Raw genomic sequence first — 18,548 nt, 5'->3', positions numbered from 1 at the left:
TGATGCGAAAAGCCATGTTGTTGTGCTCGCTGGCTTTGTGCTGGCAACCGTCGCTCCAGGCCAACGAGGGCCGTCTGTTGGCCACCGGCGGTGCCAGCAGTATCGACGGCGCCGCCGGTGGGGGGATCACGCCCTGGGCGGTGCTTTCCGGCTATGGCGAGCAGGGCGAATGGGGCGCGACGGCATTTGCCACCCGCGTGGACCTGCCGGACTACCGGCTCGACGTGGCAGGCATGGCCGCCAGCTACGACAATCGCATCGAATTCTCCTACGCCCGACAACGCTTCGACCTGGGGTCGCTGGTGCACAAGCTGGGGCTGCCCGAAGACAGCCTCAGCCAGGATGTTTTCGGGGTGAAGGTGCGTCTGTTCGGTGACCTGATCTACGACCACCTGCCACAGGTGGCGCTGGGCCTGGCGTACAAGCGGCAGAAGGATTTCCTCATTCCCAACCTGGTCGGTGCCAAGCGTGACGAAGATGTCGAGGGTTACCTGACGGCCAGTCGCCTGTTCATGGGCGCAGCGTTTGGCTACAACCTGCTGGTCAATGGCGGAGTGCGCTACAGCCGCGCCAACGAACTGGGCCTGTTGGGCTTCGGCGGTGATCGCCGCGACAGCCGCAGCCTGCTCAAGGAGGGCTCGCTGGCCGTGCTGTTCAACCCGCGCTGGGCGTTGGGCGTGGAGTACCGCGAGAAGCCGGACAACCTGTCGTTCGCCGGCGAAAGCGACTGGGCGGATGTGTTCCTGGGGTATTTCCCCAACAAGCATCTGGCGATCGTGCTGGCTTACGCGAGGCTGGGCGAGATCGCCACGCTGGACAATCAGAACGGCACCTACCTGTCCGTGCAAGGGAGTTTTTGACATGCGTATGTGTGTGCTGGGCATGGCCCTGCTGCTGGGTGCCTGCACGGGTCACCAGCAGCCGGCCAAGGACGACAGCCTGTACCAGGCGCTGGGTGGCAAACCAGGGATCAGCCGGATCGTGGAGGGGATGTTGTTGAACGTAGCCCGGGATGAGCGGATCGTGGCGCACTTTCGCAACGTCAACATCGAGTTGCTGCGTGTGCAGTTGATCGACAAGTTCTGTGTCGAGGCGGGCGGGCCGTGCAAGTACACCGGGGATGACATGGTGGAAGCGCACAAGGGCCAGCAGATCAGCCGCAGCGAGTTCAACGCGCTGGTGGAGGATCTGATCAAGGCCATGGAAGCCCAGGGTGTTCCGGTGCCGGCGCAGAATCGGCTGTTGGCCCGGTTGGCGGCGCAGCGCGGAGAGGTGATCGAGAAGTAGGGGGGTGAATGGTAGTCACTGACACACTCAAAAAAAACGGCTCCCGAGGGAGCCGTTTTTCATTACATCGACATCACTTGTTTTCAGGCAGTGCAAACGCCATCACGTAGTCACCTTGCTTGGTGCCCAGCGAGCCATGCCCGCCAGCGACCACCAGCACGTACTGACGGCCGTCCTTGCCGGTGTAGGTCATCGGCGTGGTCTGTGCGCCTGCAGGCAGGCGACCTTCCCACAGCTGCTTGCCGTTACGGATATCGTAGGCACGCAGGTACTGGTCAAGCGTACCGCTGAGGAACGACACGCCGCTGGCTGTGGTGAAAGCACCACCCAGGCTTGGCACGCCCATGGTCAAGGGGATTGGCACAGGCGAGCTGTCGCGCACGGTCCCGTTCTTGTGTTTCCAGATGGTCTGGTGGGTGGTCAAGTCGACCGCAGCCACGTAGCCCCAGGCTGGCGCCTGGCAAGGCAGGCCCATCGGCGACAGCAGCGCCTCCAGGATCACCCCGTACGGCGCGCCCTTGTTGGGCTGCACACCTTCGGTTTCGCTCTTGCGACCAGGGCCGCCGGCCACTTCTGCAGCAGGCACCAGCTTGGAGCGGAAAGCCATGTAGCTTGGGTTGACGAACGCCACCTGACGCACCGGGTCGACCGACAGGCCGCCCCAGTCGAACACGCCGAAGTTGCCTGGGTACACCAAGGTGCCCTGCAGCGAAGGTGGCGTGAACGGACCTTCATAGCGCAGCGACTTGAAGTCGATCCGGCACAGCATCTGGTCGAATGGCGTCACACCCCACATGTCGCGCTCTTGCATGACCGGTGGCATGAAGTTGAGGTCGGATTTTGGTTGAGTGGGCGAGGTGTGGTCGCCTTCCACCGCGCCCTGGGGCACCGGCACTTCGTGGATCGGCACGATCGGCTCGCCGGTCAAGCGGTTCAGCACGTAGATGCTGCCCTGCTTGGTCGAGGCCAGCACGGCCGGCTTAACGCCATCGGCGGTCTTGAGGTCCATCAGGGTAGGCTGGCCGCCTACGTCCATGTCCCACAGGTCGTGATGGGTGAACTGGTAGGTCCACTTCACATGGCCGGTGTCGATGTCCAGCGCGGTCAGGCCAGCGCTGTACTTCTCCGACTCGGGAGTGCGGTTGCCGCCCCACTGGTCGGGCATCTGGTTGCCCATGGGCAGGTACAGCATGCCGTTCTTTTCGTCGACGCTGAACATGGACCACATGTTCGGCGAATTGCGGGTATAGGTCTGGCCCGCGGCGATCGGCGTGGTGTCGTCGGGGTTGCCGCTGTCCCAGTTCCATACCAGGTGACCGTCGTGCACGTCATAGGCGCGGATCACGCCCGAAGGCTCGTCCACCGAAACGTTATCGGTCACGTGGCCGCCGATCACCACCAGGTTCTTGGTCACGGCCGGTGGCGAAGTGGAGTAGTAACCCCCCGCAGCGAACTCGCCGATGTTGGCGCGCAGGTCGATCTGGCCCTTGTCGCCGAAGTCTTCGCACATCTTGCCAGTGTCGGCATTCAGGGCAATCAGACGGGTGTCGGCAGTCGGCACGAAGATGCGCTTCGGGCAGGCAGTCGGCGCAGCCGCAGGTGCGCTGGCGTCGGTGACCGGGCTGGCAGCAGCGTAGGCTGTGTCATCGTGATACGACACGCCACGGCAGGTCATGTGCGCCCAACCCTTGAAGTTCGGCGCGTTCTGCGTGCTGATCTTCGGGTCGAAACGCCAGATTTCCTTGCCGGTGTCCGGGTCCAGAGCGATGACCTGGCTGTGCGGCGTGCACACGTAGAGCATGCCGTTGACCTTGAGCGGGGTGTTCTCCGCAGTGGTCTCGCCCGGATCGTTCGGGCCAGGGATGTCGCCGGTGCGGTAGGTCCAGGCCGGGGTCAGCTTGCTGACGTTTTCCGGGGTGATCTGCGCCAGTGGCGAGTAGCGATCGCCATGGGCACTGCGACCGTACGAATTCCAGTCACCGTCGGGCATCGCCGGCGCGGTGTTCGGCATGTTGGCGGTTTCGCGGTCCAGCTCGCCTTTGATTTCACCAGGGTTGGTGAACTGGCTAGCCAGTGCGCAGAGACCCGCCAGAACCACGGCGATGCTCAGCGCAGCCGTGGCCTTGGGCGCAGGCTGGCGCAGCAGTGGCTTGCGGAACCAGGGCAGCAGCAGGACCACGCCCAGGGCAAACCACAAGGCCAGGCGTGGCACCAGTTGCCACCAGTCCAGACCCACTTCGTACAGCGACCAGACGGTGCTGGCGAACAATACCGCTGCATACAGGCCGATGGCCGAGCGACGACCCTGCAGCAGCAGTACGCCGGTGAAGCCTACGCCGATACCGGCGATCAGGTAGTACAGCGAGCCACCTAGGGTGGCCAGTTTGATACCGCCGGCCAGCAAGGCCAGACCCATCAGCAGCATCACGATACCCAGAAGTTTGGGCAGCAGGCGCGACCGACGCAAAGCACCGTCAGTGCTCATAGTGAGTTTTCTCCGTCATGTCAAATGGTTCAGCAGAGTTCAAGTTTTTCTGAGCTCGTGTGTGTAAGGGTATTTCAGCGCCGTTTAGTTTCAGAACGATGCTTGAATCTTCAAGCCGCCAATCAATGCGTCGTCGATGTGGCTGACGCCGCCCGGGTGGCGGATGTATTGCAGGTTCGGCCGCAGCACCAGCCAGTTGGCCATGTGAACCCCGTAGTAGAGCTCGGCGCTGTATTCGGTGTCCTGGATCGGCAGGTACGCGGCATCGTTGTAATCGCTGAGCGTGAGGGTACGGTTGTGCCACTCGGCGTTCTTGCGATACGCCGGGTTGACGTGGACCCTGGCCACGGCGAAACCGATGTCATCGCGCGCGCGCGCATCGAACAGACCCTTGTAGACGACGCCGGCCTGGACGTAGTTGTCGATGGCGTTGGTTTTCTTGTCATGCAGGGTGGCGTTGGCGAACACGCTCAGGCCTCGCGAGTTGTCGCTGGCGACGCTGGTCAACTGCTGCTGAGCGCCCAGCCAGAAACCGTGGCGGCTGGATGCGCTGCGGTAGTCCTGGCCGGTGAGGGCGGCAGGCTGGCCGCTGCGGTCCTTGTAGACGTCGTCGGCGTCCGCCGTGCTGTAGTAGTAGCCAGCGCGGTACTCGCCCGGCAGCCCGGCGAGGGTCGGCTTCCAGATCAGCTCGACCGGCAGCATGGCGCCTTCGGTACCGCTACCGCTGAGTTTGAAGCCGTTGTCGTTTTCCAGGTTCGAAGGGTTTTGCTCGAAGATGCCGACCTGGGCGTACAACTGCGGTGTGATGTTGTACTTGATGCGCAACGCCCACTGGCTCACCGGCCAGTTGTACCAGACGCTGCCGACCCAGTTGCCCACCTGCGAGCCACAGAACGCCAGGTTCTGGAAGTCGCACGGGAAGCTGTTGAATTCTTCGCCTTCACCGAAGCGACCGGCCTTGATGTCCAGGCGCTGGTCGAAGAACTTCTGCTGGTACCACAGCTGGGTGATCCGCGTAATGTTGCCGCGCCCCCAGACTTCCTGCGCCGATGTGAAACCGCCGACACGCGGATCGTTGATCCGGTCGTTGCTGATGTTGTCGCCGTTGCGGTCGGTCAGGGTGAGCTGGAACTCGGCGTCGTGCCAACCGAGGATCTTCTCCAGGTCCATGTGCACGCCCAACGCAAACTGGTCGCTGTAGCGCGTGGCATGGTCGTGGTTGTAACCGCCGTGCAGGTTGCTGCCGACTTCGCCGGTGTAGTCGAGCTTGAAATCGTAGCCTTTGGCGGAAAGATCTCCGCGGGTGCCGTTCCAGTCGCCGAACATGAACGGAGACTGCGAATCGAAGGCGGGCAGGGCAACAGCGCTTTGGCTGGTGCCCAGGGTACCCAGCGCAAGTAACGCGGTGAACGGCAAAAACGCCATGGGGCGTGAGGGGGCAGTAAGAGGCATTGGCAGAGGGTTCTTCTGGTGGGTCCGAAGCTGTTCGAGAAGCGCTTCGTTATTTTTCAAAAGTGAAACGTTTCAGTTTGTTGCGGCGGAAGGATATAGCTCGAGGCCCCGCTTTTAAAGCCGGGTTTGAAAGAGGGTCAGTTGCCGAAACTGCAACAGTGCGGCGACCTGCCGCAGGGGACGGGCACGCGCAGCGCCCGCTTCGACAGCCTTTGCGCCTCACGGCGCTCGCCCAATAAAAGCTTTGCGCGACCGTGCGCGTTGGTTAAGGTGCGCACCTTCTGCCCCGCCGTTTCTGGAGCCTGGCATGCATGAGCCTACACACAACCCCCTGCACGGCGTAACGCTGGAGCAGATCCTCATTGCGCTCGTGGCGCATTACCAATGGGAAGGACTGGCGCAACGGATCGACATCCGCTGCTTCAAGAGCGACCCGAGCATCAAGTCGAGCCTGACCTTCCTGCGCAAGACGCCTTGGGCGCGGGAGAAAGTCGAGCGGCTCTATGTGCAATTGCAGCGCGGCAAGCGTTGATCCCCGCCGAACGCCGGTTGATTGCGCTGGCGGCGGCCGGCACCTGGTTTGCCTTGGCATTGCAGCTGTACCTTGTGCTGTGGTCGCGCTGGCAGATCGAAGCGAGCCTGCTGGGTGGGCTGGTGCATTTCTTCAGCTTTTTCACCATCCTCACCAATACGGCAGTGGCTGGTGTGTTGACTGCCCATGTGTCGAAGCGCGACTCGCTGTGGCGTCGGCTATGCCTGCGGCCGGCTGTGAGCGGCGGGGTGCTGGTCAGCATCGTGGTGGTGGGCGTCGCCTATAGCTTGTTGCTGCGCAACCTGTGGCACCCTCAGGGCTGGCAATGGCTGGCCAACGAGTTGCTCCACGATGTGCTGCCCGTGGCGTTCGTGGTGTATTGGGCGTGCTGCGTGCCTAAAGGCACGCTGCGCCTGTGGCACATGGCGGCCTGGGCGGTCTACCCTGTGGTCTACTTCGCCTACCTGTTGCTGCGCGGGCACAGCATCGGTGTGTATCCCTATCCGTTTCTGGACGTCTCGAAACTGGGTATGGGCCAGGTGTGGCTGAACGCACTGGGGGTGCTGGTGGCCTTCATTGGCTGCTCCGCACTCGTGCTGGTGATAGACCGCTGCTGGGGACGCGCAGGTGCGCGCTAGGCGCTCCCGCAAGTACCCCGGCGGGCTGCCTCACTCGCTGTCGTCGCCCTCATGACGCCAGTATCCGGCGGCCTTGATCTGCTCCTCGCTCAGCTTGTGGTCGTCCAGCAGCACGCGCCGCAACTTGCGTGACAGCCCGGCCTCGGTCGCGATCCAGCCATAGACCACGCCGTCGGGCAGGCGTATATCCTTGACGGCCTGCAGCAGGTCGCCCTGGTGCCGGTCGACCCAAATCACGTCGAAGGCCGCCGCGCTGTCGAACGACTGCTGTTCCTGAGCGTTCTCCACTTCGATGACCAAAAGCGCGCGGCGGTTGCCCGGCAACTCTTCCAGGCGCCTGGCCATGGCCGGAATGGCGGTTTCGTCACCGATCAGCAGGTAGGCATCGAACACATCCGGTACATGCATCGAGCTGCGTGGGCCGCCGATATGCAGGAATTGACCTGGCTCGGCCTGGGCGGCCCAGGTCGCGGCAGGGCCGTCGCCGTGCAGAACGAAGTCGATGTCCAGCTCGCCGGCCGCGAGGTCGAAGCGGCGAGGCGTGTAGTCGCGCATGTCGGGCTTGGCACCGTCGGGCGTCGGCGCCCCCAGCACCATGGTGTCGAGCGCCGCTTGTTGCTCCGGGGTGGTGGCGAACATCAGCTTGATGTGGTCATCGCAGCCTTCGCTGACGAAACCGGCCAGCTCGGGGCCGCCGAGGGTGATGCGGCGCATGCGCGGAGTGAGCTGTGCAACACGCAGCACCTGCAGGCGGCGACGTTTGATCTCGTGCATGACGCGCTGAATACCGAACGGATTGTCTGCCTTCATTGCGAGGGGCTCCTGGGCCGATAGGGGGCTATCGATATAGCTTATTACGCGGCCACACGCGAGTCGATGAAATCGCAGTCCCGTTCAACGCGCCGCCTGCAAGGGCGCATTGCACTGGGTATGCGCACCCGGCTGCAGGTAGGGTGTGAGAATCGGAGCCATGCCCTTGAGCACCTGCACCGGAAGCGCCGATGTGAAGCGAAAGCCCTCCGCCGCCTTGCCCGGCACGAACGCGGTCAAGGTACCGAAGTGATTCTCGCCTATGAAAAACACGAATGTGGCGGTACGGTTGATGGCCTTCGAACTGATGACCCGGCCACCGGCGCCGAAGCTGGAAATACGGTTGTCACCGGTGCCGGTCTTGCCGCCCATCACCAGCGCCGTGCCATCATCGGTCTTGAAGCTGCCCGATACCCTCCGCGCGGTGCCGGCGTCCACCACCTGCGACAACGCCTCGCGCATGGCCGCCGCAACCTCGGCGGGCAGGACCCGCTTGCCCCGGTCCGGATCGCTGATCAGCCGCGTGTCGTAGGGCGTGTCGGCAGCAAAATGCAGGGTGTCGATGCGCACGGTAGGCAGCTTGATGCCGTCGTTCTGAATGATGCCGATCAGCTCGGCCAATGCTGCAGGGCGGTCACCCGAGCTGCCGATGGCGGTTGCCAGCGACGGCACCAGGTGATCGAACGGATAACCCACGCGCTGCCAGCGCTGATGGATATCGGTAAACGCTTCGATCTCCAGCATGGTGCGGATACGGTTGTCGCGGGCGCGCTTGTGGCGACTGTTGAACAACCAGCTGTAAACCTCCTGCCGTTCGAACCGACTGGCCGCGCCCGCCTCGCCGAACTTGGCGTCCGGGTGATTGAGCAGGTAGCCCAGCAGCCACAGGTCCAGCGGGTGGACGCGCGCGATGTAGCCCTGATCCGGCAGGTTGTAGCGGCCCGGGCCATAGCCGATGTACATCTCGTTCAGGCGCTTGTCGGTGACGTTGTCGCTCTTGCTGTGCTCGCGCACGAAACGATCGAATTGCGCTTGGGGCGCATTGGGGTACAGGTAGCGATGCACGGCCGCCAGCCGCTGCGGGGTAGGGCGCATACCGTCGAGAAAGGTTTCCAGGCGCTGCTCGGTGGTCTTGCGCTGGTACTTCTTCCAGAAGCGCTGAAGGAACTCCGTGCCTTCGCGGTCGGCGAAGCGTGCCAGGTATTCCTGGCGACGCGGATCGTCGTCGTCCTTGAGCAACTGCCCGCTGTTGCTCGGGGCGGAGTAGGTGCTGTAACGCACCAGGTCGCGCATCAGGCGGATGAAGGGCAGGTTGATGGATTCCTGCAACGCTTCCTTGAGGGTGGGAATGCGGCCGTTGTCCTCGCGGCGAAAGTTGCCGAAGGTGTGGATCCCGCCGCCGGTGAAGAAACTTTCGGCAGGGCTTGCCGAGTACTTGCGCTCCAGGGCGGCGCCGAGCAGTGCCCGCGCGTCCACGCCGGGGTTCTGGATCATGTAGTCGAGCACCCAGCGCGACAGCCGATCGGCTTCTTCGATCTTCACCTGGCGAAGTTGCGCGGGTGTCTGCCCGGCATAGCGCTCATGCAGTTCATGAATGATCTCGAGGTAGGTGGTGAGCACGCGCATCTTGGCCGTCGATCCCAGCTCAAGCTTGCTGCCTTCGTTGATGTCGAACGGCTGGTCGGTGTTATCGGTCTGCACTCGTACACGCGAGCCATCGGCCGTACGTTCGAACAGGGTGAAGCTGTAGCTGACTTCGCGGGTGCTCGCCGAGGTCAGCAGGCGCTCGCCGATCAGGCCGATCTGCTGGGCGAAGGCCGGGTCGGCGAGGTGGCGCAGGTAATCGCTGGCCTGTTTCTGCAGATCGGCATGCAGCGTGGTGGTGGCCGAAAGGTCCAGCCGGTCCAGGTCGTACAGTGGCCGGTCGAGCATGGACGAGAGGCGGTTGCGCGCCACGCTGATGCCCTTGTTCGACTCGTTGGGCTGCCAGGTCGGCTCCTGCACCCAGTCGCGGTACATGACCTGGCTGGCCAGGGCTGCGGTGGCCAGGGTCGGGTCGACGATACCGTTGGCGGCCAGCAGGCGAATATGGCTATCGGTCAGCTCGACGAGGTCGTCATGGCCCTTGTTGAGGAAGTACGAAGGGCGGCGCTGGGCGATCATCAGCGACAGAACCTGGCGCAGGGCGAGCCCACGCGCGGCTTCGCTGGCGGGGTCGGTGGTGGTGCTGGCGAGGGCGCGGTTGACCTGCTCGAAATCGGCGCCGTACCAGACCCGCAAGCCTTCGGCCATGCCGTGCACTTCACCATGGCCAGGCACGGCCGACAGCGGCACGCTGTTGAGGTAGTCGCGCACGATGCGCTGGCGCGCCTCCAGGGTCTGCGGGCCGTCCTGATAGGCACGCACGCTGGCCGAGATCATCTGGCGAATCTTCTCCGACCCCGAACCGGTCAGGCCGTCGGGCGAATGCCGATACTTCTCCAGTTGCGTGGCCAGGGTGCTGCCACCGGCCGACTGGCCGGGGAGGGCGAACATCTTGGCCACCTGCGACCACGCGGCCTTGGCAAAGCGCGGCCAATCCACGGCCGGGTTGAGCAGGGGTTCGGGGCTGTCGAGCAGGCCGCGGTTCTCGACGAACAGCAGGCTGTTGACCATGACTGGCGGAATCTGGGCGAACTCGGTGTAAAGCTGCTGCGGGTAGCGATACAGGTACAACGGGTCGCCCCGGCAATCGGTGATCACCAGCCCGGCCTGGGGTTTTTCCTGATAGGGCACGAACAGGTCATGACCGGCGTAGCGCATCAACGCTGGCGAGAAATGGGTCTGTCGTTCGACCACGTAATTGCGCTTGAGCAGGCGTGGAATGAAATCGCCCAGGGCGCTGTAGCCCAGGCGTTTGTCAAACGGACCTTCGCCGGGATAGACAATGGCCTCGCTCGGCCCGGGCTGCACGTCATAGGTCAGCGATGTTGCCCAGCGGCTGAACTCGCGCGCCTGCAGTCGCGATGTGCGCGTCTCCGCATACATCGCATACGCCAGCGCCGCAGCAGTGATCAGTACCAACAGCCAGAACAGACGCCGCCACAAGTGACGTTGACGTGGGCTATCTGGCAATGGAGACGGGTCAGGACTGCCAGCCGGGGTTGCAGTCTTGTCAGGTTCGGTTTGCCACAAAACGCCCATAGATATTCACACCGGTCACGGAAAATTCATCGCACCTGGAGCAAGTCTAGACGCTAGAGCAGTTGCGTGAAAAAAATGTGAAAATCAATGTGTCGGATACGTCGGTTCATTGCGATCGACCGTGCGGGCCCGATTCGGCCCGCCTGGGCTTCAGCGCAGCATTTCCTTGACCAACCGATCCTGCTCGATCAACTCGCGTTGCCGTGCATCGATTCGCGAGGCGAGCTGGAAGTTGTCCGCAGCCCGGCGCTTGGCCAGGTCCAATTGCTGGATGGCCTGGTCGAACTCGCCGACCAGGGCGAAAAACTCGGCGCGCGCCTGATGCAGCCCGATGATGTTGCCGTTCTGTCCGCGCGTTTCGGCCACCAGGTACCAGACGTCCGGGTCATCCGAGCGGCTCTTGAGCAGGTTTTCCAGCGCTTTCTCTGCATCCGCCATGCGGTTCTGCTTGAGCAGCACATCGACCCGCTTCTGGTTGATCGGGTAGTTGCCGGGGTACTGCGTCACCAGCCGATCGATGCGCTGCTGCGCATCGGGGATTCGGTTGTTGGTGATGTCCAGATCGACCTGCGCCAGGTTGAAAGTGATGTCGTCCGGCTGCTTGGCCAGCAGCTGCTTGAGGTTCTCCCGTGCTTCGTTGAGTTGGCCAGCCTTGACCTGAGCCAGTGCCAAGCCATAGCGCGCGGGCAGCGCATTGGGGTTCTCATCCAGCTGCGCGCGGAAGCGCTTGGCTGCCAGCCCTGGGGTTTCCTCGTAGTACAGCTGAACGCGCGCGCGCATCAGTTGGTACCACAGGCTGTCTTCCTTGCCCCCTTTGGCCGCTTGTTCGGCGCGGTTGCGCGTGTCGGCGATACGCGATTCGCTGACCGGGTGAGTCAGGAGGAATTCCGGCGGCCGTGCATCGAATCGGTACTGGCGCATCAGCCGTTCGAACATGGTCGGCATATTGCGCGGGTCATAGCCGGCCTTTTCCATGTTGATGATGCCGATGCGGTCGGCCTCCTCCTCATTCTGCCGGGAGAAGCGTCGCTGTTCCTGGATCGCGGCCGCCTGGCTGCCGGCGATTGCCGCAATGCCGGCGTCACCGGCACCGGAGGCGGCGATCACGATGCCCGCCAGCAGCGCCGCCATCATCGGCAGCTGCATGCGCTGCTGAGCCTCGACCCCGCGAGCGAAGTGGCGCTGCGACAAGTGCGCCAGTTCGTGGGCCAGCACACCGATGTACTCGCCCTCGGTCTGGGCATTGAAGAACAACCCGCCGTTGACCCCGACGATGCCTCCTGGCGCGGCGAAGGCATTGAGCTCTTTGCTGTCGATCAGGATGAACTCAAGGCGCCGGTCGTTCAGCTGGCTGGTTTCGGAAAGTCGATACACGCTGGTTTCGACGAAATTCTTCAGCTGCGGGTCATTTAGCTGTTTGACCTGACCGCGCAGCAGGCTCAGCCAGGCGCGACCCAACTGATGCTCCTGCTGGGGCGAGACGATCGCGGAACTGGCGTCGCCAAGGGACGGCAGATCGCTGGCGTGGCCCGGCAGTGCCAGCAGGCAGGCAAGTGTCAGCAGGGTAGGGCGCAGAAAGGGCATGCACTGAGCTCGGCAGATGAAAGGCCCTACTGTAGCCGCCCCATCCGATGACCACCAGAGGCGCCGGCCTTGGGTTATCCTGTCGCGCCGCTGGCTGCCGGGATCGAGGCAGCATCACGGCATCCTTGGCCTGGAGAAGATATTGATGAGCGATGCGCCCGAATGTGACGTCGAGCTGGACACCAGCGGTCTTAATTGCCCGTTGCCACTGCTCAAGGCCAAGCTGGAGCTGAATCGGATGGCCACCGGCGCGGTATTGAAGGTGATCGCCACGGACGCCGGCTCGCAGCGCGACTTCCGTTCGTTCGCCACGTTGGCAGGTCACGCGCTGTTACATGAACAGGCGCTGGACGGGGTCTACTCGTATTGGTTGCGCAAGGCCTGAGCCACCACCTTCGGTAGCTGGGCCATTCAAGGGAATTTCAATGTTCAAAGTGTTACGCAACTGGATCCAGCGCTACTTCTCCGACGAAGAGGCCGTCGTCCTGGCGGTGTTGCTGGTGCTGGCGTTCACCGCCGTGCTGACATTGGGTGGCATGCTGGCGCCGGTGCTGGCAGGGATGGTGCTGGCGTTTCTCATGCAGGGCCTGGTCAATTTCCTGGAACGCTTGCGGGTGCCTTCGGGCGTGGCCGTGGGAGCGGTGTTCGCGCTGTTCATGGGTGCGCTGGCGCTGTTCATGCTGGTGCTCGTGCCGCTGCTCTGGCACCAGTTGATCACGCTGTTCAACGAGCTGCCCGGGATGCTGGGCAAGTGGCAGTCACTGCTGTTGCTGCTGCCCGAACGCTATCCGCACCTGGTCAGCGACGAACAGGTGCTGCAGGCCATCGAAGCGGCGCGCGGCGAGATCGGCAAGTTCGGCCAGTGGGCACTGACCTTTTCGCTGTCCAGCCTGCCGCTGCTGGTCAACATCATGATCTATTTCGTGCTGGTGCCGATTCTGGTGTTCTTCTTTCTCAAGGACCGAGTGATGATCGGCCGCTGGGTCAGCGGTTACCTGCCTCGCGAGCGGGCGCTGCTGACCCGGGTGGCACAGGAGATGAACCGGCAGATCGCCAATTACATCCGTGGCAAGGTCATCGAGATCTTCATCTGCGGTGTGGTGACCTACATCGCGTTCGTCGCGCTGGGCTTGAACTACGCGGCGCTGTTGGCCCTGCTGGTAGGCTTGTCGGTGGTGGTGCCCTATGTGGGCGCCGTGGTGGTGACCGTACCGGTGACCCTGATCGCGCTGTTCCAATGGGGGTGGGGCGACCAGTTCATCTACCTGATGGTGGTGTACGGCATCATCCAGACGCTGGACGGCAATGTGTTGGTGCCGCTGCTGTTCTCCGAGGCGGTGAACCTGCATCCGGTGGCGATCATCTGCGCGGTGTTGCTGTTCGGCGGGCTGTGGGGGTTCTGGGGCATCTTCTTCGCCATTCCCCTGGCGACCCTGTTCAAGGCCGTGCTCGATGCCTGGCCGCGGCAGGAGCCCACCGTGGCGCCGATGCTCTGAGGCTGCGGCGCATCATTCGCGGCCGCTGACCGCTCCTGCACACGATCGTCGTAGGAGCGGGCAGCGGCCGCGAAAAATCCAACCCCCTCTCAACCCTTGCTCAACGCCTGTGCCGCCTCCAGCACACTCTGCACATGCCCCGGCACCTTCACGCCACGCCATTCATGGCGCAACACACCGTCCCGGTCGATCAGGAAAGTGCTGCGATCCACGCCCAGGTATTCCTTGCCATACAGCTTCTTCAACTTGATCACGTCGAACAGCTGGCACAACGCCTCGTCCTGATCGCTGATCAGCTCGAAGGTGAAGCCCTGCTTGGCCTTGAAATTCTCGTGGGACTTGAGCCCGTCGCGCGACACCCCGAACACTTCGGTGTCGGCGGCCTTGAACTGCTCGAGCAGGTCACGGAAATCCTGACCCTGGGTGGTGCAGCCCGGCGTGCTGTCCTTGGGGTAGAAGTAGACCACCACCTGGCGACCCTTGAGCTCGGTCAGGCGGACGGTCTGGCCGCTGGTGGCCTGGGCTTGAAAATCGGCAACAGGTTCATTGAGAGCGACAGCCATCGGTCAGTCCTTACATGGGGTTCTGTGGGCGCCAGGGTTCGATCAGCGCATCGAGGTTCAAGGCATCGGCGAAGTCCAGGAACTGGTCGCGCAACCAGCTGATCTGCACGCCGGCGGGCAGTGTCACGGTAAACGTGGCGTTGAGCATGGTGCCACCGGTCTGCGGCGCCTGATAGGTGTCGCACGTCAGGTTCTCCAGTTCGACGTTGTGGTCGATGAAGAACTGGCACAACTCGTTGATGATGTCCGAGCGGTATGCCGAACTGACGTAGGCCACGTACGGCAGCGCCTGCGGGCGGCTGTCGAGGGTGGCGCTGCGCACCAGGCTGACCGTGAAGTCATGCTTCTTGGCCAGCGAGGCCAGGCTGGTTTCCAGGCGCGCCAGGGCGTCCCAGTTGCCTGCCACCTGCAGCACCAGGGCGCTGTATTCGCCGTGGCGGGTCAGGCGCGAGGTGGACACCGAGCAGCGGGCGTCGTGGGCCGCGCGGCACAGTACATTGGTCAGCTCCATGGGATTACGGCCCAGGGCGCTGATGACGAGGAATTGTTCGCGAACTGTGGGGGTGGACATGCAGCATTCCTAAAGCGATGAGCGGTCGGCGGCGTCAAGGGGCCGAATGACTGGTTCAAGGCCTGCGCCGTACCTCGTGCGTACCTCGGCCGACCGCCCGGCAACGCCCGCAAATACGGGGTGAAGCCAGGTGGCAAGGCTCAGGGACGGGGTTCGAAGCGCCGTTACGGCAGGCGATGACCAGGCAAGAAAGGCAACCCCTGCCGATCAAAGTCTGAAAGGGTATAGAAAACCGGCGCCAAGGGGAATGCTCGCGGCGTGGTACTTCGCTTGTGCAAGGTGGATAGCGCCAGTACCATTACCGCTCTCTTTTTCCGGCAGGAGCGGTTGCATGATTGCGGGCAGTATGGTGGCACTGGTCACACCCATGGATGCCCAAGGGCGTCTGGACTGGGACAGCCTGAGCAAACTGGTGGACTTCCATCTGAAGGAGGGCACCCATGCCATCGTCGCGGTCGGCACCACCGGCGAATCGGCGACGCTCGACTACGAAGAGCACATCAAGGTCATCGAGCACGTGGTCAAGCAGGTGAACGGGCGTATCCCGGTCATCGCCGGCACCGGCGCCAATTCCACCCGCGAGGCCGTCGAGCTGACCCGCAATGCCAAGAAGGCCGGCGCCGATGCCTGCCTGCTGGTCACGCCGTACTACAACAAGCCGACCCAGGAAGGCCTGTACCAGCATTTCAAGCACATCGCCGAAGCCGTCGACATTCCGCAGATCCTCTACAACGTTCCCGGCCGCACCGCCTGCGACATGCTGGCCGACACCGTCGTGCGCCTTTCCAGCGTGCCGAACATCATCGGCATCAAGGAAGCCACCGGCGACCTGGCCCGTGCCAAGGACATCATCAGCCGTGTCGACAGCGACTTCCTGGTGCTGTCCGGCGATGATCCCACTGCGGTCGAGCTCATCCTGCTGGGTGGCAAGGGCAATATTTCGGTCACCGCCAACGTCGCCCCGCGCGCCATGGCCGACCTGTGCAATGCGGCGTTGAAGGGCGAGGCCGAACTGGCCCGCGCCATCAACGACAAGCTGATGCCGCTGCACAAAAACCTGTTCCTGGAAGCCAACCCGATTCCGGTCAAATGGGCGTTGCATGAAATGGGCTTGATGCCCGAAGGCATTCGCCTGCCGCTCACCTGGTTGAGCGCCACCTGTCATGAACCGCTGCGGCAGGCCCTGCGCCAGTCCGGCGTCCTGGTTTAATTGAGGAAGTAAGACGCATGAAGCGATTGGCTGGCCTTTCTGCCCTTGCCTTGGTCATTTCGAGCACCAGCGGTTGCGGGTGGCTCTGGGGCGAAAACGGTTACTTCCGCGATCGTGGCAATGATTACCTCGAGGCGACCCAAACCGCCCCGATGCAACTGCCGCCCGGCGTGCAAACCGACAAGCGTCTGGATCCGCTGCTGCCGATCCCGCGCAACGTCGCCGACGATAACGCCAAGGCTTCCGAATTCGAAGTGCCGCGCCCACTGCCTTTGCAGGTGGCTGCGCAGGCCAGTGATTTCTCGCTGCAGCGCAGCGGCGAAAACCGTTGGATCATGGCCCAGCGTGCGCCTGCCGAAGTCTGGCCGATCGCTCACCAGTTCTTCGAGGACAACGGTTTCCGCATCGCCGAAGACCGTCCGCAAACCGGTGAATTCACCACCACCTGGCAGCGCTTCGACGAGCTCTCCGCCTCTATGGCACAGCGCCTGAGCGGTGCCACCACCTCCAGTGCAAGCGAAACCCGCGTGCGCGTGCGCATCGAACCTGGCGTACAGCGCAACAGCAGCGAAATCTACGTGGTCAGCGTCGAGCGTCCAGCCGGCAGCAGCACCGAACCCGATTTCCCGGCGCGCTCGGTGAACACCGGCCTGGACTCGATCCTGGTCGACCAGATGCTCGCCAGCATGACCCGCGACTCGGAGCGCGGTGGCTCGGTGTCTCTGGTTGCCGCGCGTGATTTCGACGCGCCCAGCCGTGTAGCCATGAGCGAAGACGGCAGCGGCAACCCGGTGCTCAACGTCGGCGCCGACCTGGACCGTGCCTGGTCCAGCGTGGGCCGTGCCCTGGAGCAGGGTCAGTGGCGCATCGAAGACATCAACCGCAGCCTGGGCCTGTACTACATCAACCTCGCCGAGTCCGCCCAGCGCGCCGACGACAAGCCCGGCTTCTTCAGCCGCGTGTTCGGCAATGCGCCGAGCAAGGAAGAAATCGAAGCCCGCGCCGAGCGTTATCAGGTGCGCCTGAGCAAGGTGGGCGACAGCGTCCAGGTCACCGTCGAGAAGAACATCAACACCGTGGCCCCGGCAGATGTTGCCCGCCGCGTGTTGGGTGTGATTCAAGACAACCTGGGTTAAGCGATGCGTTTTGCCGTTCTCGGCAGCGGTAGCCAAGGGAATGGCACGCTGATCAGCAGCGAAGACACCCATGTGCTGGTCGATTGCGGTTTCTCCCTGCGCGAAACCGAACGTCGGCTGGCCCGCCTGGGCCTGAGCGCCGCGCAATTGAGCGCCGTGCTGGTGACCCACGAACATGCCGACCATGTGCATGGCGTGGAGCTGCTGGCGCGCCGCCATGGCGTGCCTGTCTACATGAGCCTCGGCACCGAGCGCGGCCTGCGCAAGCCGGTGCCGGTACGCACCCATGTGCGCTGCGGCGACGTGCTGGAAATCGGTGCGTTGCGTGTCGAAGTGGTTGCCGTGGCTCACGACGCCCTGGAGCCTACCCAGTACGTGTTCAGCGACGGCAAGCGGCGCTTCGGCCTGCTGACCGACCTGGGCTCGCACTGCGCCAGGGTGCGTGACCACTACCAGGGCCTGGATGCCCTGATGATCGAAAGCAACCACTGCCGCGACATGCTTGCCCGTGGGCACTACCCTTATTTTCTCAAGCAGCGCGTTGGCGGTGACTGGGGCCATTTGAACAATCACCAGGCAGCCGGCCTGGTGGCGCAGTTGGGCTGGCAGAACCTGCAACACCTGGTGCTGGCCCACCTGAGCAGCAAGAACAACCTGCCGCAGCTGGCCCGGCAATGCTTCGTCGACACCCTGGGGTGCGACCCGGACTGGCTGCAACTGGCCGACCAAGATTCAGGGCTCGACTGGCGCCACATCGCCTAGCGTCCCAAAGGGGCGCCTAGCCCATACTTTTAGCAAGCGGAGCCCATCATGGAAAAACGTGAAGAACTCTACCGCGGCAAAGCCAAGTCGGTGTACAAGACCGACGACGCCGACCGCTTGATCCTGCTGTTTCGCAACGACACTTCGGCGTTCGACGGCAAGCGCATCGAACAGCTCGACCGCAAGGGCATGGTGAACAACAAGTTCAACGCCTTCATCATGCAGAAACTGGAAGCCGCCGGTATCCCGACCCAATTCGACAAGCTGTTGGCCGACAACGAAGTGCTGGTCAAGAAGCTCGACATGATTCCGGTCGAATGCGTGGTGCGCAACTACGCTGCCGGCAGCCTGGTCAAGCGCCTGGGCGTCGAAGAGGGCATGAAGCTGAACCCGTACACCTTCGAGCTGTTCCTCAAGGACGACGCCAAGGGTGACCCGTTCATCAACGAATCCCACGTGGTGGCATTCGGCTGGGGCACCGCCGAGCAACTGGCGAAAATGAAAGAGCTGTCGCTCAAGGTCAACGACGTACTGACCAAGCTCTTCGACGACGCCGGCCTGCTGCTGGTCGACTTCAAGCTCGAGTTCGGCGTTTTCAGCGACGGCTCCATCGTCCTGGGCGACGAATTCAGCCCCGACGGCTGCCGCCTGTGGGACAAGGACACCCGCAAGAAAATGGACAAGGACCGCTTCCGCCAGGGTCTGGGCGACGTCATCGAGGCGTACGAAGAAGTGGCCAACCGCCTGGGCGTGCCGCTGTAACACCGCTGTAGACGCGCAAGCGCCTGAATTCGCAAATTATTTTGCATCAGGGGCTTCGCGTTTGGCGCAGACGCTGG

The 18,548-nt window shown here is 63.2% G+C and carries 17 protein-coding genes; 10 read left to right on the top strand and 7 right to left on the bottom strand.

Annotated features, from left to right (window positions below; translation table 11 throughout):
• Positions 1 to 14: 14 nt before the first annotated feature.
• Positions 15 to 860 carry a DUF3034 family protein gene (locus IFT57_RS26310; protein WP_244657437.1) on the top strand — a complete coding sequence of 282 codons (846 nt, stop codon included), beginning with the start codon at positions 15 to 17 and terminating at the stop codon, positions 858 to 860.
• Position 861: 1 nt separating this feature from the next.
• A complete protein-coding gene (locus IFT57_RS26305) occupies positions 862 to 1,287 on the top strand; it encodes a group I truncated hemoglobin (RefSeq protein ID WP_192051073.1) in 426 nt (141 codons plus the stop codon).
• Positions 1,288 to 1,360: 73 nt separating this feature from the next.
• On the opposite strand, the gene IFT57_RS26300 is transcribed toward IFT57_RS26305, so the two are convergent.
• Both IFT57_RS26300 and IFT57_RS26295 read right to left on the bottom strand, forming a co-directional pair.
• Entirely contained in the window at positions 1,361 to 3,772 is a 2,412-nt protein-coding gene (locus tag IFT57_RS26300; RefSeq protein ID WP_192153170.1) for a glucose/quinate/shikimate family membrane-bound PQQ-dependent dehydrogenase, read from the bottom strand.
• 90 nt (positions 3,773 to 3,862) lie between these two features.
• Positions 3,863 to 5,224 carry a carbohydrate porin gene (locus IFT57_RS26295; RefSeq protein ID WP_192153169.1) on the bottom strand — a complete coding sequence of 454 codons (1,362 nt, stop codon included), beginning with the start codon at positions 5,222 to 5,224 and terminating at the stop codon, positions 3,863 to 3,865.
• Between the two features lie 307 nt (positions 5,225 to 5,531).
• Here IFT57_RS26295 and IFT57_RS26290 point away from each other — a divergent pair, with 307 nt between their 5' ends.
• Both IFT57_RS26290 and IFT57_RS26285 read left to right on the top strand, forming a co-directional pair.
• Positions 5,532 to 5,756 carry a VF530 family protein gene (locus IFT57_RS26290; protein WP_122476696.1) on the top strand — a complete coding sequence of 75 codons (225 nt, stop codon included), beginning with the start codon at positions 5,532 to 5,534 and terminating at the stop codon, positions 5,754 to 5,756.
• A complete protein-coding gene (locus IFT57_RS26285) occupies positions 5,753 to 6,394 on the top strand; it encodes a Pr6Pr family membrane protein (protein ID WP_199869160.1) in 642 nt (213 codons plus the stop codon). The genes IFT57_RS26290 and IFT57_RS26285 overlap by 4 nt, the downstream gene beginning before the upstream one ends.
• 30 nt (positions 6,395 to 6,424) lie before the next feature.
• Here IFT57_RS26285 and IFT57_RS26280 read toward each other — a convergent pair whose 3' ends face one another.
• From IFT57_RS26280 to IFT57_RS26270, 3 genes are all read right to left on the bottom strand, one after another.
• Positions 6,425 to 7,204: a siderophore-interacting protein gene (locus IFT57_RS26280; RefSeq protein ID WP_122801029.1), complete on the bottom strand. Its 780-nt coding sequence runs from the start codon at positions 7,202 to 7,204 to the stop codon at positions 6,425 to 6,427.
• Between the two features lie 84 nt (positions 7,205 to 7,288).
• The gene (locus IFT57_RS26275) at positions 7,289 to 10,387 is read right to left on the bottom strand and encodes a transglycosylase domain-containing protein (protein ID WP_192153168.1); all 3,099 of its coding nucleotides are present in this window, start codon (positions 10,385 to 10,387) and stop codon (positions 7,289 to 7,291) included.
• A gap of 150 nt (positions 10,388 to 10,537) precedes the next feature.
• A complete protein-coding gene (locus IFT57_RS26270) occupies positions 10,538 to 11,971 on the bottom strand; it encodes a M48 family metalloprotease (protein WP_122795156.1) in 1,434 nt (477 codons plus the stop codon).
• Positions 11,972 to 12,116: 145 nt separating this feature from the next.
• Between IFT57_RS26270 and IFT57_RS26265 the strand changes: the two genes are divergently transcribed.
• Both IFT57_RS26265 and IFT57_RS26260 read left to right on the top strand, forming a co-directional pair.
• The gene (locus IFT57_RS26265) at positions 12,117 to 12,356 is read left to right on the top strand and encodes a sulfurtransferase TusA family protein (protein ID WP_122714080.1); all 240 of its coding nucleotides are present in this window, start codon (positions 12,117 to 12,119) and stop codon (positions 12,354 to 12,356) included.
• Positions 12,357 to 12,396: 40 nt separating this feature from the next.
• Positions 12,397 to 13,467: an AI-2E family transporter gene (locus IFT57_RS26260; RefSeq protein WP_122714079.1), complete on the top strand. Its 1,071-nt coding sequence runs from the start codon at positions 12,397 to 12,399 to the stop codon at positions 13,465 to 13,467.
• A gap of 89 nt (positions 13,468 to 13,556) precedes the next feature.
• Here IFT57_RS26260 and IFT57_RS26255 read toward each other — a convergent pair whose 3' ends face one another.
• Both IFT57_RS26255 and IFT57_RS26250 read right to left on the bottom strand, forming a co-directional pair.
• Positions 13,557 to 14,030, bottom strand: coding sequence for a peroxiredoxin (locus tag IFT57_RS26255; RefSeq protein ID WP_192153167.1), 474 nt, complete (start codon positions 14,028 to 14,030; stop codon positions 13,557 to 13,559).
• 10 nt (positions 14,031 to 14,040) lie between these two features.
• Positions 14,041 to 14,601: a glycine cleavage system protein R gene (locus tag IFT57_RS26250; RefSeq protein ID WP_122476686.1), complete on the bottom strand. Its 561-nt coding sequence runs from the start codon at positions 14,599 to 14,601 to the stop codon at positions 14,041 to 14,043.
• A gap of 331 nt (positions 14,602 to 14,932) precedes the next feature.
• Here IFT57_RS26250 and dapA point away from each other — a divergent pair, with 331 nt between their 5' ends.
• The 4 genes from dapA to purC are packed head-to-tail and all read left to right on the top strand — an operon-like array spanning position 14,933 to position 18,471.
• Positions 14,933 to 15,811: a 4-hydroxy-tetrahydrodipicolinate synthase gene (gene dapA / locus IFT57_RS26245; protein ID WP_122714077.1), complete on the top strand. Its 879-nt coding sequence runs from the start codon at positions 14,933 to 14,935 to the stop codon at positions 15,809 to 15,811.
• A 17-nt stretch (positions 15,812 to 15,828) separates the two neighbouring features.
• The gene (bamC, locus tag IFT57_RS26240; RefSeq protein ID WP_192153166.1) at positions 15,829 to 16,947 is read left to right on the top strand and encodes an outer membrane protein assembly factor BamC; all 1,119 of its coding nucleotides are present in this window, start codon (positions 15,829 to 15,831) and stop codon (positions 16,945 to 16,947) included.
• 3 nt (positions 16,948 to 16,950) lie between these two features.
• A complete protein-coding gene (locus IFT57_RS26235) occupies positions 16,951 to 17,709 on the top strand; it encodes an MBL fold metallo-hydrolase (RefSeq protein ID WP_192153165.1) in 759 nt (252 codons plus the stop codon).
• Between the two features lie 48 nt (positions 17,710 to 17,757).
• Entirely contained in the window at positions 17,758 to 18,471 is a 714-nt protein-coding gene (gene purC, locus IFT57_RS26230; protein WP_056843894.1) for a phosphoribosylaminoimidazolesuccinocarboxamide synthase, read from the top strand.
• Positions 18,472 to 18,548 lie beyond the last annotated feature (77 nt).

It is taken from the genome of Pseudomonas sp. CFBP 13719 (genome assembly GCF_014842095.1).
Classification (GTDB): domain Bacteria; phylum Pseudomonadota; class Gammaproteobacteria; order Pseudomonadales; family Pseudomonadaceae; genus Aquipseudomonas.
The sequence above is the reverse complement of the archived record's forward strand: the minus strand, read 5'-3'. Positions and strand labels throughout refer to the sequence as shown.

What these genes read in the sequence shown, in the direction of transcription:
- IFT57_RS26310 (WP_244657437.1), top strand. Translation starts at nt 15, where the DNA reads ATGTTGTTGTGCTCGCTGGCTTTGTGCTGGCAACCGTCGCTCCAGGCC.
- IFT57_RS26305 (WP_192051073.1), top strand. Translation starts at nt 862, where the DNA reads ATGCGTATGTGTGTGCTGGGCATGGCCCTGCTGCTGGGTGCCTGCACG.
- IFT57_RS26300 (WP_192153170.1), bottom strand. Translation starts at nt 3,772, where the DNA reads ATGAGCACTGACGGTGCTTTGCGTCGGTCGCGCCTGCTGCCCAAACTT.
- IFT57_RS26295 (WP_192153169.1), bottom strand. Translation starts at nt 5,224, where the DNA reads ATGCCTCTTACTGCCCCCTCACGCCCCATGGCGTTTTTGCCGTTCACC.
- IFT57_RS26290 (WP_122476696.1), top strand. Translation starts at nt 5,532, where the DNA reads ATGCATGAGCCTACACACAACCCCCTGCACGGCGTAACGCTGGAGCAG.
- IFT57_RS26280 (WP_122801029.1), bottom strand. Translation starts at nt 7,204, where the DNA reads ATGAAGGCAGACAATCCGTTCGGTATTCAGCGCGTCATGCACGAGATC.
- IFT57_RS26275 (WP_192153168.1), bottom strand. Translation starts at nt 10,387, where the DNA reads ATGGGCGTTTTGTGGCAAACCGAACCTGACAAGACTGCAACCCCGGCT.
- IFT57_RS26270 (WP_122795156.1), bottom strand. Translation starts at nt 11,971, where the DNA reads ATGCCCTTTCTGCGCCCTACCCTGCTGACACTTGCCTGCCTGCTGGCA.
- IFT57_RS26265 (WP_122714080.1), top strand. Translation starts at nt 12,117, where the DNA reads ATGAGCGATGCGCCCGAATGTGACGTCGAGCTGGACACCAGCGGTCTT.
- IFT57_RS26260 (WP_122714079.1), top strand. Translation starts at nt 12,397, where the DNA reads ATGTTCAAAGTGTTACGCAACTGGATCCAGCGCTACTTCTCCGACGAA.
- IFT57_RS26255 (WP_192153167.1), bottom strand. Translation starts at nt 14,030, where the DNA reads ATGGCTGTCGCTCTCAATGAACCTGTTGCCGATTTTCAAGCCCAGGCC.
- IFT57_RS26250 (WP_122476686.1), bottom strand. Translation starts at nt 14,601, where the DNA reads ATGTCCACCCCCACAGTTCGCGAACAATTCCTCGTCATCAGCGCCCTG.
- dapA (WP_122714077.1), top strand. Translation starts at nt 14,933, where the DNA reads ATGATTGCGGGCAGTATGGTGGCACTGGTCACACCCATGGATGCCCAA.
- bamC (WP_192153166.1), top strand. Translation starts at nt 15,829, where the DNA reads ATGAAGCGATTGGCTGGCCTTTCTGCCCTTGCCTTGGTCATTTCGAGC.
- IFT57_RS26235 (WP_192153165.1), top strand. Translation starts at nt 16,951, where the DNA reads ATGCGTTTTGCCGTTCTCGGCAGCGGTAGCCAAGGGAATGGCACGCTG.
- purC (WP_056843894.1), top strand. Translation starts at nt 17,758, where the DNA reads ATGGAAAAACGTGAAGAACTCTACCGCGGCAAAGCCAAGTCGGTGTAC.